The 16,116-nt window shown below is 74.2% G+C and carries 11 protein-coding genes; 6 read left to right on the plus strand and 5 right to left on the minus strand.

The window, feature by feature from the left end; translation table 11 throughout:
* The first annotated feature begins 88 nt into the window (after nt 1-88).
* Complete coding sequence (locus POL72_RS32840) at nt 89-2,752, plus strand: HEAT repeat domain-containing protein (RefSeq protein ID WP_272100582.1); 2,664 nt, start codon at nt 89-91, stop codon at nt 2,750-2,752.
* A gap of 129 nt (nt 2,753-2,881) precedes the next feature.
* Here POL72_RS32840 and POL72_RS32845 read toward each other — a convergent pair whose 3' ends face one another.
* Nucleotides 2,882-3,514, minus strand: a complete 633-nt coding sequence (locus POL72_RS32845) for a hypothetical protein (RefSeq protein WP_272101789.1) — start codon at nt 3,512-3,514, stop codon at nt 2,882-2,884.
* Nucleotides 3,514-4,590 carry an AAA family ATPase gene (locus tag POL72_RS32850; protein ID WP_272100583.1) on the minus strand — a complete coding sequence of 359 codons (1,077 nt, stop codon included), beginning with the start codon at nt 4,588-4,590 and terminating at the stop codon, nt 3,514-3,516. The genes POL72_RS32845 and POL72_RS32850 overlap by 1 nt, the downstream gene beginning before the upstream one ends.
* Nucleotides 4,591-4,633: 43 nt before the next feature.
* Here POL72_RS32850 and POL72_RS32855 point away from each other — a divergent pair, with 43 nt between their 5' ends.
* On the plus strand, nt 4,634-5,110 hold the full coding sequence (locus tag POL72_RS32855; RefSeq protein WP_272100584.1) for a hypothetical protein: 477 nt from the start codon (nt 4,634-4,636) through the stop codon (nt 5,108-5,110).
* On the opposite strand, the gene boxB is transcribed toward POL72_RS32855, so the two are convergent.
* The gene (boxB, locus tag POL72_RS32860) at nt 5,107-6,549 is read right to left on the minus strand and encodes a benzoyl-CoA 2,3-epoxidase subunit BoxB (RefSeq protein WP_272100586.1); all 1,443 of its coding nucleotides are present in this window, start codon (nt 6,547-6,549) and stop codon (nt 5,107-5,109) included. The genes POL72_RS32855 and boxB overlap by 4 nt on opposite strands.
* Nucleotides 6,546-8,306: a 2,3-epoxybenzoyl-CoA dihydrolase gene (gene boxC / locus POL72_RS32865; protein ID WP_272100588.1), complete on the minus strand. Its 1,761-nt coding sequence runs from the start codon at nt 8,304-8,306 to the stop codon at nt 6,546-6,548. The genes boxB and boxC overlap by 4 nt, the downstream gene beginning before the upstream one ends.
* Nucleotides 8,307-8,395: 89 nt before the next feature.
* Here boxC and POL72_RS32870 point away from each other — a divergent pair, with 89 nt between their 5' ends.
* Complete coding sequence (locus POL72_RS32870) at nt 8,396-9,286, plus strand: shikimate kinase (RefSeq protein WP_272100590.1); 891 nt, start codon at nt 8,396-8,398, stop codon at nt 9,284-9,286.
* Between the two features lie 33 nt (nt 9,287-9,319).
* Nucleotides 9,320-11,032: a glycogen synthase gene (locus POL72_RS32875; RefSeq protein WP_276597531.1), complete on the plus strand. Its 1,713-nt coding sequence runs from the start codon at nt 9,320-9,322 to the stop codon at nt 11,030-11,032.
* A gap of 96 nt (nt 11,033-11,128) precedes the next feature.
* On the opposite strand, the gene POL72_RS32880 is transcribed toward POL72_RS32875, so the two are convergent.
* The gene (locus POL72_RS32880) at nt 11,129-12,382 is read right to left on the minus strand and encodes a DUF3829 domain-containing protein (RefSeq protein WP_272100595.1); all 1,254 of its coding nucleotides are present in this window, start codon (nt 12,380-12,382) and stop codon (nt 11,129-11,131) included.
* Nucleotides 12,383-12,605: 223 nt separating this feature from the next.
* Here POL72_RS32880 and POL72_RS32885 point away from each other — a divergent pair, with 223 nt between their 5' ends.
* Complete coding sequence (locus POL72_RS32885; protein ID WP_272100597.1) at nt 12,606-13,418, plus strand: hypothetical protein; 813 nt, start codon at nt 12,606-12,608, stop codon at nt 13,416-13,418.
* A gap of 342 nt (nt 13,419-13,760) precedes the next feature.
* Nucleotides 13,761-16,103: a hypothetical protein gene (locus POL72_RS32890; protein WP_272100599.1), complete on the plus strand. Its 2,343-nt coding sequence runs from the start codon at nt 13,761-13,763 to the stop codon at nt 16,101-16,103.
* Nucleotides 16,104-16,116: the final 13 nt, after the last annotated feature.

The raw sequence follows: 16,116 nt of genomic DNA on the forward strand, positions 1-16,116 counted from the left end.
GCAGCGCCGGTCCGGGCGTGTGCGGCGCTGTGCTCGAGGCGTCAACTCTCGAGGGGTCTCGCCGCGCCGGGCGATTAGGATGGCGCGCATGTCCAGATCGCCGTTTCGTTTCCGGCGGCCTCGCCTTGGCGCCGCGGCCGGGCTGATCGCAGCCTCCGCCGCCGTCGGTGGCAGCGCCGCCGCGCAGGTCGCGCCCGTGGTGCTCCCTCACGCGGCGGGCCAGCAGGCGCTCGCTGTCCGCATCGATGCGGGCGGGGTCACTGCCCGCGCCTGTCCAGCCGCGGCGGCGTGCGCGCCCGACGGCGGCAAGGTCCTCGCCGTGCCTTCCGAGGTAGCGCCGCTGCTCGGCGGCGCGCGCGTCGTGCCGGTCACCCTGGCCGACGGCAAGCGCCTCGCCAAGATCGAGGTGCCGGCCGCAGGAAAACCGGCGGGCGTCGGCGCGCCGGAAGGCGCGGGCGGCAGCTGGGTGATGCTGCTCGCGGCGCCGCTCGCGGGGAAGGGGACGGAGCCGCTGGTGCTCTGGAGCGGCTGGACCGGCGTCGCGACCGGGGAGCACGGCGAGGGGCGGAGCGACGCCGTGGTCGTGGAGCCGCTCGGCAGCGGCAACCGCGTGCTCGTCGGGCAGCTGCGAGACGACGTGACCCTCTGCGGGCGGCCGGCGCTTGTCGGCGCGAGCGAGGTCGATCCCCGGACGATGACGCTCCTGAAGGGGGCCAGCTTCCAGAACCTCCCGGCGGAGGAGCGGCGCGCCGCGGGCAAGGTGGTCGCCGAGCGCCGCGATGCCGACGCGCCGGCGGCTACCTTCCGGCTGCTGCGCCCGACCGCCGCGTCGAGCGCGGTCGGCAAGCGCTTCGCGGAGATCGCCGACGGCGACCCGAAGACCGCGTGGTCCGAGGGCAAGGTGGGCGCGGGCCGGGGCGAGTTCGTGTCGTTCTCGTCGGCGGACGAGGTCGGGATCACGGGCCTCGGCCTGCGCATCAAGCCGTCCGACGGCGTCGAGGGCGGCGCCGCGCCGCGCACGCTCTTCGTGGCGACGCCCGATCGGCTCTTCCAGGTGAGCCTGCCCGAGGACGCGTGGCTCAAGGAGTCCGCCGGCTACGAGGTGAAGCTCCCCGAGGAGATCAAGGCCTCGTGCATCGCCGTCGTGCTCGACGACGCGTACGCGCCGGCGGGGGCCGGGAGCCGCGGCGCGCCCTCCGCTCCGGAGGTGCGGGTCACGATCGCCGAGGTCACGGCGCGCACGGCGTTCGACGGGCAGGGCCCGGCGGCGCTCGTGGGCGCGCTCGCGGGCGGCGGCGAGCGATCCAGGGCGGCGGCGGCGCTGCTCGCGCGCGGCGGACCGGAGGCGGTCGAGGCGGCGATCGCCGGCTATGACAGGCTCGACCCCGCGGGCAGGCAGCTCGCCCGGGGTGTGATCGACACGGCGCCATGCGCGGTGCAGATCCCGTTCCTCACCGCGCGGCTGGCGTCCGGCGCGGCGTCGGCGGCGCAGCCCGCGCCCGGCGCGGCATCCGCGGGGCGCGTGTCCGGCATGGCAGCGGCGCTGGGGCGCGCCCCTCGCGCCGCGCCGCCAGAGCCCGATCCCGAGCTCCACCACGCGCGCGATCGCATCCGCCGTTGCGGGCGCGCGGCCGCGCCGGCGCTCGCGGAGATCGTGAAGGCGGGCGCGCCCGCGGCCAGGGTGGTGGCGGCCCGGGAACTCGCGCTCGTGGCGCCGGTCGAGGCGATCCCGGCGCTGCTCGACGCCCTCGCCGGGGCGCGCGGCGCGGCGCGGAGGGAGCTCCGCGCTGCGCTCGCGCTGGCGGCGCGGAGCGAGCGGGCCGCTTCCGTGGTCGAGGAAGAGATGCAGCTCGAGCGGCTCCGCGCCCGGCCGGAGGACGCGCAGCTCGATCTGCTGCGCGCGCTCGGGCCGGCGCTCGGGCGGGTGAAGGGCGGCGGAGCGGCGTTCCAGGCGCTCGCTTCGGCGGGCGGCGCTCCCTTCGATCGGCGCTACCTGCTGCAAGCGCCGGCCGCGGCGCTCGCGCGCGCGGGCGAGGCGCCGGCGGAGGCGTACCTCCGGGCGTCGCTCCGGAAGGACGCGGACGCGCACGTGCGCCTCCGCGCGGCCGAGGTCACGGCGGACGTGCCGGCGCTCGCGCCGGACCTGCTCGCGGCGGCCTCCGATCCGGAGGCGCGCGTGCGGGAGGCGGCGATCGTGGCGCTCGCGCGCGCGGCCTCTGCCGGCGCGAAGCTGCCTGCCGGCGCGGGCGAGGCGCTCGCGGCGCGGCTCACCTCGGACCCGTGGACGTTCATCCGGGGCGGCGCTGCGCTCGCGATCGGCGCGATGCCGGCGACGACGGCGGGCGACCGGGCGCTCGTCGGGGCGCTCGCCGACAGCTCGCCCGAGGTGCGCCAGCACGCGCTCGACGGCCTCGGCGCGCACCGCGCGACCGCGCACATCGAGGCCGTGCGCGACCGGGCGGAGGACAAGGAGGAGGACGTCGAGGTGCGCGCGCGGGCGATCCTCGCGCTCGGAGCGATGTGCGACGCGAGCTCGGTCGACCTGTGGACGCGGCTCGCGCTCCGCGCGAAGTCGCCGATCGGCGAGCACGATCAGCGGCTCGGCTCGGCGGCGCTCGCGGCGCTCGGGTCGGTGCACCCTGCAGATCTGCCCGCGCGCCTCAAGCCGCTCCTCGACAAGGGCACGCCGCACGGCCTGCGCGAGGCGGCGAGGGCAGCGCTCTCCGCGCCGCCGCAGTGCCGCCGCCGCTGACGCGGCAGGCCGGCCTCCGCGCGCGCCGTTCGCGCGCCAGGCAAGGTCGCTGCCGAAGCAGCTTGCGCGCTTCGACTTCTGGGGCAGCCCCTTCGGACCACGGCTGTTCCATCGAGAGAGCGCCAGCGCTCATCTCACGCCGCGGCCTGCCCGCCGCGGCAGCACGGCGCGCGCGCGCGCGAGCCACTCGCCGAGCGACGTGGCGTCCGCGGGGACCGCGTCGAGGTCGGCGTCCTCCGCCACGCGCACCATGGCGGCGCCGTCGCCCGGCATCATGCCCTTCGCCGCGAGCATCGCCTGCGCCCTGAGGGGCGACATCTCCTCGGTCGCCTTCTCGCCGAGCAGCGCCAGGATCCAGCCTCCGAGCGCCGGCGCGGCCACGCCGCCGATCACGTCGGGCGGCGAGGACAGGGCCGACGAGACGCGCCGGATGCCCTCCGCGATCGCCTCGCGGCGCGCCGGATCGCGGTCGATGTCGCGGACGAACGCGAGGATCTCGCACCCCGCCTCCTGCGCGTCGAGCGCCGCGCCCAGCACGTGGTGCGTGTCCTCGTGGGCCGCGCCGCGCGCCTGGTACTTCCGGATGCTCTTCCACTCGCGGGCGCCGCCGACGACCCATCCGCTCGGCTGGACGCGCGAGAGCAGCGTGAAGAGCACGCCGGGGTGCTTGTCCGACTGGTAGGCGGGCGCCCCGGCGCGGCTGCCCAGCTCGCTCTCGCCCTCGCCGACAAGGAAGACCCGGATCCGCTCGGGCGCCTTCATCACGGCCGCGGCCCTCCTCCGAGGAGCGGCGCCTCGTCACCGCCGTTGGCGTAGCTCAGCCAGAGCTCCCCCAGCGCGTACACCCTCGCCCGATCCTCGAAGCCCGGCGTCTCAAGGATGCGCGTGGCCCTCATTCCGTGCTCGCCCGCGCGGGTGACGACCGTGACCTCCTCCGGCTGCAGCTCGTTCACGACGAGCGGGCTGTGCGTCGCGAGGAGGACCTGGGTCTTCTCGGAGACGAGGCGCAGCGCGCGCATCACGTCGGCGATGCGCGCGGGGTGCAGCCCGTGCTCGGGCTCCTCGACGAGGAGCAGGGGCGTCGGATCGAGGTGCGGCAGCGCCGCGAAGGCGAGGTAGTACAGCATGCCCTCGCTCATCAGCGACGCCGGCACGACGGCGCCGCCCTCGAGCTTCACGCCGATGGCCTTCGTCGTGGAGCTCGGGTTGGCGAGGTGGAGGCTCTTCACGCTGGGGAACAGGCGGGTGAGCTCCTCGTTCAGATCGACGTACGCCGACAGGTCGCGGCTGATGACGGCGTCGTAGACGGCCGGCAGGCCGGTGCCGCGCTCGTCGGCGAAGCAGAGCGGGTGCCCGTCGGGGATGAGCGGGTGCGGGGCCCTCAGCGCGTCGGGATCGAGCCGGAGCATCTGGGCCCCGCGCAGCGCCTGGACGATGTCCATGGCAGGGCGCTCGGGGCTGGGCCCGCCGCCCGCGTCGTCGTCCCCGTCTGCGTCGTCGAGCAGGGAGGGGGGCTCGAGGTCCCTGGGGAACGACATCGACCGGACCCGCCCCCCGACGTCGAGCTCCACGCGCCACGTCGTGCTCGCCGCCGACACCTCGAACACGGCGCCGCCCGGGGCCTTGCTCGTGGGGCCGGCGCGCCCGAGCGTGTCCGGCGACGGCGCACCGAGCGCCCGCTCGAGGACGGAGGAGAGCGTGCGGAGCGCCCGCAGCACCGTGCTCTTGCCGCTGTCGTTGGGCCCGATGAGCGCATGCAGCGGCGTCAGCTCCAGCGTCGCGTCCTGGACGCAGCCGTAGCCCTGGATGCGGAGCTGCTCGACGTAGGGTCGGTCCATCGAGGTCGAGGCCAGCATAGCCGCTCGCTCGGCAGCAAGGAACTTGGCCCGCCCTCGCCAGCCCCTCTACGCCGCGGTCATGCGCCGCCTCCCGTCGATCGCGCTCGTCGTCCTCATCGCGCTCGCCGTCCCCGTGGCGAGCGGCCTCGGCGAGCGGCACGCCAGCGCCAGCGTCGCCTATGAGTCGCCTTACACCTTCGAGCAGACCTTCGGCACGGCGCTGCGCCTCGTGCGCGTCGATCTCGGCTTCAAGATCGTCGAGAAGGACGTCTCCAATGGTTACCTGCTCTTCGAGTACCGGAGCCCGGAGAGCGGCGGCAGGGCGACGCAGGGGGCGATCGAGGTCGTGGACGGCCGCGCCGGGGTGCACGTCGCCGTGCAGCTCCCGGCGATGCCGCAGTACCACGAGCAGGTGCTCCTCGACGGGCTCGTGAAGAAGCTCGCCACCGAGCACGGCGACCCGCCGAAGAAGGCGCCCCCAGGCGGGGGCGCCCCTCCCCCTGACGCGGGCGCGCCCTAGCCGCGCCGCACGTACTCGAAGTCGACGGGCTTGCCCTTGAGCCCCTTCGCCGGCGCCGCGATCCAGTTCGCCATCTGCTTCGGATCGAACACCGGCTTCTCCATCAGGCTCTTCACGTAGGCCTCGTCGCTCGCGGTCGGCACCCACGCGTCGCGCCGGCGCTCCCACTCCTCCTTCGAGAGCGGGTTGCCGTCGACGTCGAAGTGGAGCCCCGCGTAGATCCCCGAGCTCCGATGGAAGCGCCGGCTCGGCAGGCTCAGCCTGAACGACACGCCCGACGCCTCGATCACCCGGTTCATCTTGTCGATCCCGCGCTGCGAGTCGGCCACGTACTCGTCGCGCAGCACCTCGTTCATCGCGTTCCTCAGCGGCACCTCCTCGCGCCGCCAGCCGGTCACCGCGCCGCCCCCGGCGGCGGGCGCCTGCGGCACGTCGATCACGTACACGCCGTCGAGCGCCCGGTGGTCGTCGTACGACGCCTCCTTCGCGCGGCCCTTCACGCTCGAGGCGAAGAACGACGCCGCGTTCGACGAGATCTCCCCGCCGAAGAGGTCCAGCGACAGCGAGTACCAGAGGTTCAGGTACTTCTGCATCGTCGGCAGATCGATGCCGCCCTCGGCGCGCGCATCCTCGTTCCTGTTGCGCTTCATCAGCTCGCACGTGCGCTCGACGATGCGGAGCAGGCCCGTCTCGCCGACGAACATGTGGTGCGCCTCCTCGGTCAGCATGAACCGCGTCGTGCGCGACAGCGGATCGAAGCCGCTCTCCGCGAGCGCGAGCAGCTGGTACTTGCCGTCGCGATCCGTGAAGTAGGTGAACATGAAGAACGAGAGCCAGTTCGTGCACGGCTCGTTGAAGGCGCCCAGGATCCTCGGCTTGTCCGGGGCGCCGCTGCGCCGCTCCAGGAGCGCCTCCGCCTCCTCCCGGCCGTCGCGGCCGAAGTGGCTGTGCAGGAGGTACACCATCGCCCAGAGGTGCCGCCCCTCCTCGACGTTCACCTGGAACAGGTTCCGCAGGTCGTAGACGCTCGGGCAGCTCTGGCCGAGCAGCCGCTGCTGCTCCACGCTCGCGGGCTCCGTGTCCCCCTGCGTCACCACCAGGCGCCGCAGCATGTTCCGGAGCTCCCCCGGCACCTCTTGCCACGCCGGCTCGCCCAGGTGGTCGCCGAAGCCGATCGTCCGGTCCGCCACCCGATCCGCGAGGAAGATGCCCCAGCGGTACTCCGGCATCTTCACGTAGTCGAAATGCGCCCACCCCTCGTGGTCGACGCTGATCGCCGTGCGCAGGTAGATGTCGTCCGCCTGAAAGCCCTCGGGCCCCGTCTCCCGCCACCAGTCCAGGAACTTCGGCTGCCACGCCTCGAGCGCGCGCTGCAGCTTCCTGTCCGACCCGAGGTCGACGTTGTTCGGGATCCTCTCCGAGTTGACCACCGCGCTCATGTACGCCTCCAGTCGAATTCGGGGCGCTCCGGCCGCCCGTACACCGTCAGCGCGCCCCGCTGGCCCACCGCGTTGGGGCGCTGGAAGATCCAGTTCTGCCAGGCAGACAGCCGCGAGAAGATCTTCGTCTCCATCGTCTCCGGCCCGCAGAAGCGCAGGCTCGCCTCCATCCCGGTGAGCGCGTCGGGCGACAGGCTCACCCGCTCCTCGATCGCGAGCCGCACCTCGTCGTCCCAGTCCATCGCGTCCGGCGCGAAGGTGCAGAGGCCCTCCTCCAGCGCCTCCTCGGCGGACAGGAGGCCCGTCCTCTCCTTCAGCGCTGCCACGCGCTCCGGCGCGCCGAGGAAGCGCGACGCGAGCCGCGTGAGGCCGTTCGACATGACGAGCGGACCGAAGTTCAGCGAGCTCAGCGCAATTGACGCGGGCGACGCGGGCGCCCCTGCCTGCCCCGCGTCTCCTCCGCCGTCCAGCATGTAGGAGCGGTCCGCCGCGAGGGCGAGCTCGAACAGGCTCCCCGCGAAGCAGGAGCCTGGCTCGATCAGCGCGAACACGCTGCGCGCCGTGAGGTCGAGCCGCTTGAGCACGCGCCGCATGTGGAGCAGCACCTCCTTCACGAACCAGTCGTCTCGGCTCGCCCACAGCGCCTCGTCCGCGGCCCGCACCGCGGCGGGAGAGCCGGACGTCCGCAGGAGCACGAGGCCCACCGTCGGGTGGTTGAAGCGGAGGTCGAGCAGCGCGTCGTCGAGCTCGCGGAACGCGCGGAGCGCCCACAGGTCCGCGCCCGCCCGGCGCATCCCCGCGGCGTCCGTCGACACCTCGCGCCCTTCGCCGTCCGGTCCGAGCACGCGGATCTCCGCGGTCCTCGCGGCGCGGTCGACCCTCATCGACACGTGGCGGTAGTCGCAGGTGGACACGTCGCCCGCCGTGGCGCGCCGCGCCTCGAGCGGCGGGAGCCTCACCCCGGGCCCCGCCCTGTCCGGCGTCGCCGCCGCGAGCTCGGCGGCGCGCTGGGCCACCGCCTGCTCGAAGCGGCTCTTCGGGATCGAGCGATCGACGAGGCCCCACTGCTCCGCGCGCTTGCCGCGCACCCCCTCGGCCAGCGTCGAGAACACGTCCGCGAGGTCTCGCCGCACCTTGCGCTTGTCCACGAGCCGCGTGAGCCCCCCGGTCCCCGGGAGCACGGCGAGCAGCGGCGTCTCCGGGAACGAGACGGCGCTGCTCCCGTCGTCGGAGAGGAAGATCTCCTCGCACGCCAGCGCGAGCTCGTAGCCGCCGCCCGAGGCGACGCCGTTCAGCGCCGCGAGGTAGCGCTGCCCGCTCTCGGAGCACGCCTCCTCGAGCGCGAGGCGCGTCTCGTTCGTGAACTTGCAGAAGTTGACCTTGAACGCGTGCGTCGACGACCCGAGCATGTAGATGTTCGCGCCCGCGCAGAAGATCCGCGGCTGCGCGCTCGTCACGACGACCGCCTTCACCTCGGGGTGCTCGAAGCGCAGCCGCTGCACGATGTCGGCGAGCTCGATGTCGACCGCGATGTCGTAGCTGTTGAGCTTCAGCTGGTAGCCGGGCCGCGCCGCCGCGTCCTCGTCGACGTCCATCGCCACGCGCGCGATCGCCCCCTCGAACGAGAGCTTCCAGTGCCTGTAACGACCTGGCTCCGTCTCGAAGCGGAGGGGCGCGTCCTCGCCGGACGAGCCGTCTTCCCGGGCCCTGGTCTGCGGCGCCGGCGCCGCGGAAGGAGGAGAGGTGGTCGCTTCCATACCCGACGAGCCCACCACCGCGCCGGGGTTCAGTCAAGCAGTATAGTTCTTGTTGGTCCGGCTTTCATGAAATATAGTGCATCGACGAGATGGCGTCCCGTCACACATCGCGCAGGGCGCGGGCAGGTCAGGGGCCGGAGGCCGGCGCGGCGGGCGCCGCGGACGGCGCGCCGCCGATCCTCGCGCGCCTCGGCGGTCGGCTCCGGCTGCGGCGGACGGAGCTCGCGCTCACCTTGCGTGAGCTCGCCGGGCTCGCCGGCGTGAGCGAGCGCTTCCTGGTGCTGCTCGAGAGCGGGCGGGCGAACGTTTCCGTGGTGCGGCTTGAGGACATCGGCCGCGCGCTGGGCACCTCGGCCGCCGCGCTGCTCTCGGCCGGCGAGCTCGGCGAGGAGGCGCCGCCGCGCGGCCGGTCGGCCGGCGAGGCGGGGGGAGGGGCGGGCGCGCCCCTCGTCGCGCTGCTCGGCCTGCGCGGGGCCGGCAAGACCACGATCGGCGGCCGCGCCGCGGCGCGGCTCGGCGTGCCCTTCCTCGAGCTCGACGGCCTCGTGGCCTCGCGCGCGGGGATGAGCCTCGCCGCCCTGTTCGAGATCCACGGAAACGCCTACTACCGGCGGCTGGAGCGCGAGGAGCTCGCGCGGCTCGAAGGCGCGCGCGCCCACGGGATCGTGGCCACGGGCGGCGGCCTGGTGACCGATCCGGCGACCTTCGAGCGGCTGAGGCGCTGTGCGGTGACGGTGTGGCTGCGGGCGACACCCGAGGACCACTGGCGCCGCGTGGTCGAGCAGGGGGACGCGCGCCCCATGGCCAACCGGGCCGACGCCATGAAGGAGCTCCGGGCGCTCTTCCAGGCGCGGCGCGCGCTCTATGAGCAGGCCGACTTCGCGGTGGACACGTCGGCGCTCGGTCTCGCGCGCTCTGTCGATCGCGTGGTCAAGATCGCGCGCGAAGCTGGTAGAAGGAACGCGACGCGCTCGCCTTGAGTCGGGGGCGCGCTCCCCCTCCTCCCCATGTCCATGCCGCGCCTCAAAATTCTCTTCGTGGTGTCCGAGTGCGTTCCCTTCAGCAAGACAGGTGGTCTAGCCGACGTGGCGGGCGCGCTGCCGATCGCGCTCGCCGCGGCCGGTCACGACGTGCGCGTCGTGATGCCGGCGTACCGTGTCGCCAAGCGCTACCTCGCCCGCCAGATCGCGCTCGCCGAGCAGCGGCCCGCGGGCAGCGAGGCCGTCGCCGCGCCGGCCGTCGCCGCTGCGGCCGCCGGTAACGGGCTCGCCGCCTCAGCGGCTGACGCGGTTCCATCGGCCGACGCCGCCCCGGCTGCCGATGCCGTCCCGGCGGCCGACGCCGTCCCGGCGGCCGACGCCGCTCCGGTGGCCGACGCGGCCCGAGGCGAAGACGGCGAGCCTCCGGCGGAGCGCTTCGTGCCGCACCGGCTACCGCTCTCGCTCGGCGTGCCCCTCGGCGGTGGCGAAGCGTGGACCGCCGTCTGGGAGACGCGCCTCGATCCCGGGACGCCCGGCGCGCCTGCGCCCCGCGTGTACCTGCTCGAGCACGACGTGCTCTACGATCGCGACGGCATCTACGGCGACCCGCACGGCGAGTTCGGCGACAACCTCGCCCGCTACGCGCTCCTGTCGCGCGGCGCGCTGCAGCTCTGCCACGCGCTCGAGTTCTGGCCGGACATCGTCCACGTCCACGACTGGCAGTCGGCGCTCGTCCCGCTCTACCTCAACGTGCTCGAGCACCGGTCGCCGCTCGCGCGCGCCGCGTCCGTGCTGACCATCCACAACCTCGGCTACCAGGGCTGGTTCAACAAGGGACAGCTCCCCACGACCGGGCTCGGGTGGGATCAGTTCCACAGGTTCTGCCTGGAGGCGTACGACAGCATCAACCTGCTCAAGGGCGGCATCTACAACGCCACGCTCGTCTCCACGGTCTCCCCCAGGTACGCGCAGGAGATCCAGACGTGGGAGGGCGGGGAGGGGCTCGACGGCGTGCTGCGGGATCGCGGCACCGACGTGATCGGGATCCTCAACGGCATCGACGATTCCATCTGGAACCCCGCGACCGATCCCCACATCGCGGCGCCGTTCTCCGCCGAGGATCTCGGCAACAAGCGCCTCTGCAAGGCGGCGCTCCAGCGAGAGATGGGGCTCGAGGAGCGCCCCGACGTCCCGCTCCTCGGGCTCATCAGCCGCCTGGCGACCCAGAAGGGGATCGACATCCTCGCGGGCGCGCTCGATCACATCCTCTCGCTCGACGTCCAGCTCATCGTCCTGGGCTCCGGCGAGCGCTGGGCCGAGGACCTCTTCTCGCGGATCTCCGGCGCGAGCGACCGCTTCCGCGTCTACGTCGGCATGAACGAGGGGCTCGCCCACCGCATCGAGGCGGGCGCCGACCTCTTCCTGATGCCGTCGCGCTACGAGCCCTGCGGGCTGAACCAGATGTACAGCCAGCGCTACGGGACGCTGCCGGTCGTGCGCGCGGTCGGCGGCCTCGACGACACGGTCGAGAACAACGTCACCGGCTTCAAGTTCGAGGAGATGTCGTCGAGCGCGCTCGGGAACACCGTCGCGTGGGCGGTGCACCTCTACCGCGCCGACCCGGCCTACTTCCGGTCGATGCAGCTGCGGGCGATGAAGAAGAACTTCGGCTGGGCGCAAGCCGCGCGGCAGTACGAGGCCCTCTACCGCCTCGCGATCGCCCGCCGCACCGGCCGCCCGTTCTGATCGCGCCCGCGCCCCCGGCGGAGGCGCTGCGCGATCGGCTCGTGCCTCCCTCGAGAGAGGCGCGCGCCCCCCTCGCGGGGAGCGCGCCCGGGCGCGTCACTCCTTCTCGGGCTCGGGGGCGGCCGGCGCGGCCGGCGCGGCCGGCGCGGCCGGCTGCGCGGCCCCGGTGGCCTCGCGCGTCGCCGCCTGGCTCTTCGCCATGAGCGAGCGGGAGAGCGCGCGGTGCTTCCCCTCGATCACCGACACGAAGCTCGTGACGACCGGCAGGAACAGGGCAGGGGAGGTGATCCCCTTGTCCGTCAGCTTGGGCTCCGCCGCCTTCACGTCGCGGATGAAGCCGGCGATCGCGGGCTCCATGATCTTGGCCCACGGGTCGGTCTGGTGGGTCGAGCCGTACTCCTTGAGCGCGGCCGCGGACGCCTCCAGCTTCTGGAGCGCGGTCTTCTCCGCCGCGGGATCGACGTTCTTGCTGGCGAGGATCAGCATGAGCGCGCGCGCGTCCTCGAGCGCCGTGATCGCCTCCTTCTGTCCCTCCTCCGCCTTCGCGAGGTCGGGCAGGTGGGACGAGTGCCACGCGGACACCGCGAGGCCGAGCTTGTCGGAGTGCGCGTCGAGCTTCTGGAAGTCGGCGACGAGCTTCGCGTGGAGCTCCTTGCCCTTCGCGAAGCTGTCCTTCTTGTACTCCTCGCGCTGGTAGTAGTTGGCCGCCGCGGCGATGTTCTTCGCCAGCTCCGTCGCGAACGGCGCGTACTCGGCGAGCGCGGCGTCGACGTCCGCCATGGCCGGCTCCTTGAGGCTGAGGGCGACGGTGCAGGCGCGCGCGTTGCGCTCGTGCGGCGCGCGCGCGCTGAAGTTGATCGGCCGGCGCTCATCCACCTTGCCGGGCGGCGCCGTCGGGCCCTTGGCGACGGGGGCGCCGGTGCCTCCCGGCGCTGCGGCGGTGCCGGGCAGGCCTGTCGTCTTCGGCGCGGCGGCGGCGCCGGGCGCCTTCGCGGGGAGCGGGCCCTTCGCGGCGTCTCCGGCCTTCGCCTGATCGTCGTTGCCGAAGCTCGGGATCTTCTTCTCGCTGGGCTCGTCCTTGCCGAGGCTCGCGAGGTACGCGTCGCGGGCCTGCTTCAGCGAGAGCGTCCCGAAGTAGCAGACGTCGACGCGGTACTCCTTCATCGACTGCGGGTCGACCTTCGCCATCGGCGACACGGGCGTCCGCAGGCTCGCCTTTCCCTTGTTCGCGTTCGCCGCCGCGGAGCTTGCCGGCTCCGGCTGGGGAGGAGGCGGGTCCTCCTTGCAGCCGGCAGCACCGCTGGCGACGAGCACGAGCGCGATAGAACAGAGAGACCTGACGGAAATCATTCGGTGTGCCTCCTCGGCTGGCGCAGGAACGGGCGCATCATGCCTAAGCCGGCGGCGCTTGCAACACCCGGCCAGGGGCGAGAACTTGCGGCCCTGGTCGGGAAAACCCCGCCCTCGGCCCAAAACACGCGACGCCGCCCGGTTCTTCCGGGCCTCCGCCGGGGCCGTCCTCGCCGGGCCTCCGCTGTGGCTGACGAAACGTTCCGGGTCTAATGTCCGCCGCGTGAAGCTGCGAACCTTGACCCTGGACGAGCTGACCATCGACGACGAGCGCTCCTTCCGCCACGTCGCGCTCTACGACGATCTGAAGCAGGCACTCCGGCGCGACGGGTACCGCTTTCGCGTGCCCGAGGGCGATGCGAGCTGGGATCGCGTCGTCTTCTTGAACCTGACGTTCTGGAGCCAGAGCGAGCAAGGCGACCTGATCGCCGGCGATCACCTCGCCGCCGACGTCGTCGCGCACGTCGCGTGGCATCACCTCGCCCACCGCGCGCTCACGGCCGCGGGCGGCGGCGCTCCGCCCAGCGCGGAGTCGCTCCTGCTCGCCGAGGCCATCGCCAGCGCGTTCGATCTGTACCTCGTCGGGCGCCTCCTTGGGCACGCTCCCAGCTCCGACTTCCTGGCCACGCAGGTGCCCGCGATGGCCGAGGCGGCCGAGGCGGCCGGCCTCTCCGACGCCGGGTTCGAGGCGCTCCTGGAGGGCGTGTCCGCGGACCCGGAGCGCGCCTTCGAGGACCTCCGCGCCCTGCTGTTCGACGTCACCACGGCGCTCGTGCGCTGCGATCGCCTGAGCCGCGCCGCGGAGATCCTCGCCGGCTTCGACGCCCACCGGTTCGCGCCGCTACTCCACCACTACGAGCTGTCGAACTGGATCCTGTCGACCCGCGCCTCCGGGTCCGCCCCCGCCCCCGATCCGGTCGCGCGGGCCGTCGACGCGGCGCTGCGGAGCGCGCCGGTCTCGCTGGAGTGGCTGGAGCAAAGCTGGGTGCGCCCGCCCGCGCCCCTGCCCGCGCTCGCCGGCGAGCCCTCCGCCTAGGCAAATCCAGCGGGATCCGGCGGAATCCCGCGGCCCCGAGCCGGGCGAAGCGGGCGGGCCCGAGGACGACCGCCCTGGTCACCTGTGAAGAAGATTGCGCGTGCTGGCGAGCTGCGCGATTCTCTTCTCAAGGTGCAACTCGCCTGCTCTCTCTGCAGGACCTACGTGGAGATCGGTGTAGGACGCGAGATGCGTCCGTCCTTGCCGTTTGTCTGCAAGACGTGTCGCGCGAAGAGCAAGCAGTCCGCGTCCGAGAGGGGTGAGCCACGGTCTTCCCCCTCGGGCGTTCCGAGCTCCGCGAACGGACGCGACCGGCGGGAGCCATCGAGCGAGCCCGAGCGCGTGAAGCCTTCCTCCGGGCGCCGCTCGGAGACGGGGGCCGGGCTGTCGAGCGATGTGCTGGACGCCGAGACGACGCTCCCGGGCGCTGACATCCAGCGCCGGCTGGAGACCGCGGGCGACACGGAGCGGCGCGCAGCGCCGGCGCCGGCCGCGCGCAGGCGAGGGCTCACGCTCGCGGAGCGGATCGCCCAGCAGGAGCTGGACGCCGCGCCCGAGTCCAGCCCGAGGGCGCACCCGCTGGATGCGTTCGACGCGGCGGCCGAGGCCTCGCTCGAGCACGCCGTCGTGACGCCGGACGGCGGGCTGGGCCGGCGCGAGGTCCCGGCGCGGCATCGCACGTTCGCCGGCCTCTCCTGGGACGACGCGCCGCGCCCCGTGGCGGCGCCGGGCGGCCGGAGCCCATCCGCGCTCCCTCCCGCGGACTCGGATCCCGTCTCGATCCAGGACCTCGCGCAGATGCTCTCCCCGGGGATCGAGCCGCCCTCGCTCTCGTTCGGCTCGCACGCCATCGAGGAGGAGCGCGCGAGCCAGCCCGCGCCTCCGCTCGAGCCCGCCGCCGCACCCCGCGCGACCCCGCGCACGCCGGTCCCGGCGCGACCGCCTGCGCGGCGCGAGCAGCGCGTCACGGCGGCGCTCGCGCGTCCGCGGACCGCCGCTGTCCCGCGCGCCGGCGGCTCCTCGCGGCCCATCGCGCCGCCGTCGGAGATGCCGCCGGCGCCGCTCTCCGAGATACCGTCGGCGCCGCTGTCCATCGACGAGGGCCGGCCGTCGTCGCACCGCTCGTCGCCCGAGCTCCGGCTCCAGGATGTGCAGGCCATGGCGGCGCTCGCCCCGCAGCCCATGCCGTCCGCGCGGCGCGCCCGGTCCGGCCCGAGCGCCGCGCAGCCCGCCGACGCCTCTCCAGCGGACCTCGCCTTGCTGGGTTCGCTCGCCCCGTCGCCGGCCGCGAGCTCGCCGCGCGCCGCCGAGGAGCAGCGGCGAGACCGCGCCAGGTCCAAGGCGGCCGAGGCGCAGGGCGCCGCGGGAGGGCAGCGGGATCAGGGGAGCGACGACCGGCCGTCGCACGAGCCCCTCGCGCTCACGAACCTCTCTCCGCGGTCGACCGCCCACGCGGCGGGCGACTGGCACAGCCAGGCCGAGCCTCGCGGGCGCGCCGAGCGCAAGGAGACCTCGGGCCTGATCGACCTGCGCAGCATGGCGCCGCCGCCCGGCGCGGAGGGTGAAGCGCGCCGCAACGAGGACCGGGCCGATGACGAGATCCTGAGCATCAACGGCGGGCTGTTCGACGACGCCGCCGCTGGGCGGAGCTCGGACCCCTCGTTCCCCTCGCAGCCCGTCGAGCCCGAGCTCCCTGCCGTCGAGGGGCACACGTCGTCCGGGGAAGAGACGCCGGTGCGCACCTCGATCACGGCCGGCTCCCTCGTGTCCGAGAAGCTGCGCGCCCTCTCGACGCCGGCATCGCGCCAGAACCTGGCGCTCGCCGGCTGGGTGACCGTCGTCTTCATCGTGTTCGGCGCTGCGCTCTACCTCGCGCAGGCTCACGGCCGCTCGTCCAGCGCCGTGGCGACCCAGAACGCCCCCGCAGGCAGCAGCGGCGCGCTCGAAGCGGCGCGGCATCCGTCGATGGCCGCGACGGCTCCCGCTGGCCAGACCGCCGACCGGGAGCCGTCTCTGGATGACGAGCCGGCCGCGGATCCGCCGTCCGCCGCTCCCGGCCCTGCGGAGCAGGCGCTGGCCGCCTCCGCCGGTCCGGCCGGCGAGCCAGCTGCACCCCCGCAGCCCGTGCAGGCAGGGGCTGCTCCTGGGGCGGCACCCGAGCCCACCGCCGCGCCAGCAGCGACCGCCGCCGCACCAGCGGCGACCACCGCGCTAGCAGCGACCGCCGCGCCGGCGGCGAGCGCCGCGCCAGCGGCCACCGCTGCGCCGGCGGCGACCTCCGCGCCGCGAGCCAGCGAGAAGCGTGATGGTTCCGAGCGCCCTGCCCGGGCCACGGCGCCGAGCGAGCCCGAGCGCGCCAAGCCGGCGGGCAAGCAGCCGCCGCCGGGCGCGCCGCTCCTTCCGGCGAAGGACGAGCCAGCGCGCTTCGATCAGAGCGCGGCGTCCAGCGTCCTCGCGTCCGCGGCGGCGGCCGCCGCCGGGTGCACCGGCGAGGGCCTCACCGGCACGGCCCGCGTGGCCGTCACCTTCGCGCCCACGGGGAAGGCCATGTCGGCGCGCGTGGAGGGGGGCGACCTGGTCGGGACCGCCACCGCCGGGTGCATCGCCGCTGCATTCCGCGACGTCGCGGTGCCGCCTTTCGAAGGAATTCCGGTCACCGTCATGAAGCAGGTGAAGATCCGCTGACGACGGGTCGAAA

It is taken from the genome of Sorangium aterium (genome assembly GCF_028368935.1).
Classification (GTDB): Bacteria; Myxococcota_A; Polyangia; order Polyangiales; family Polyangiaceae; genus Sorangium; species Sorangium atrum.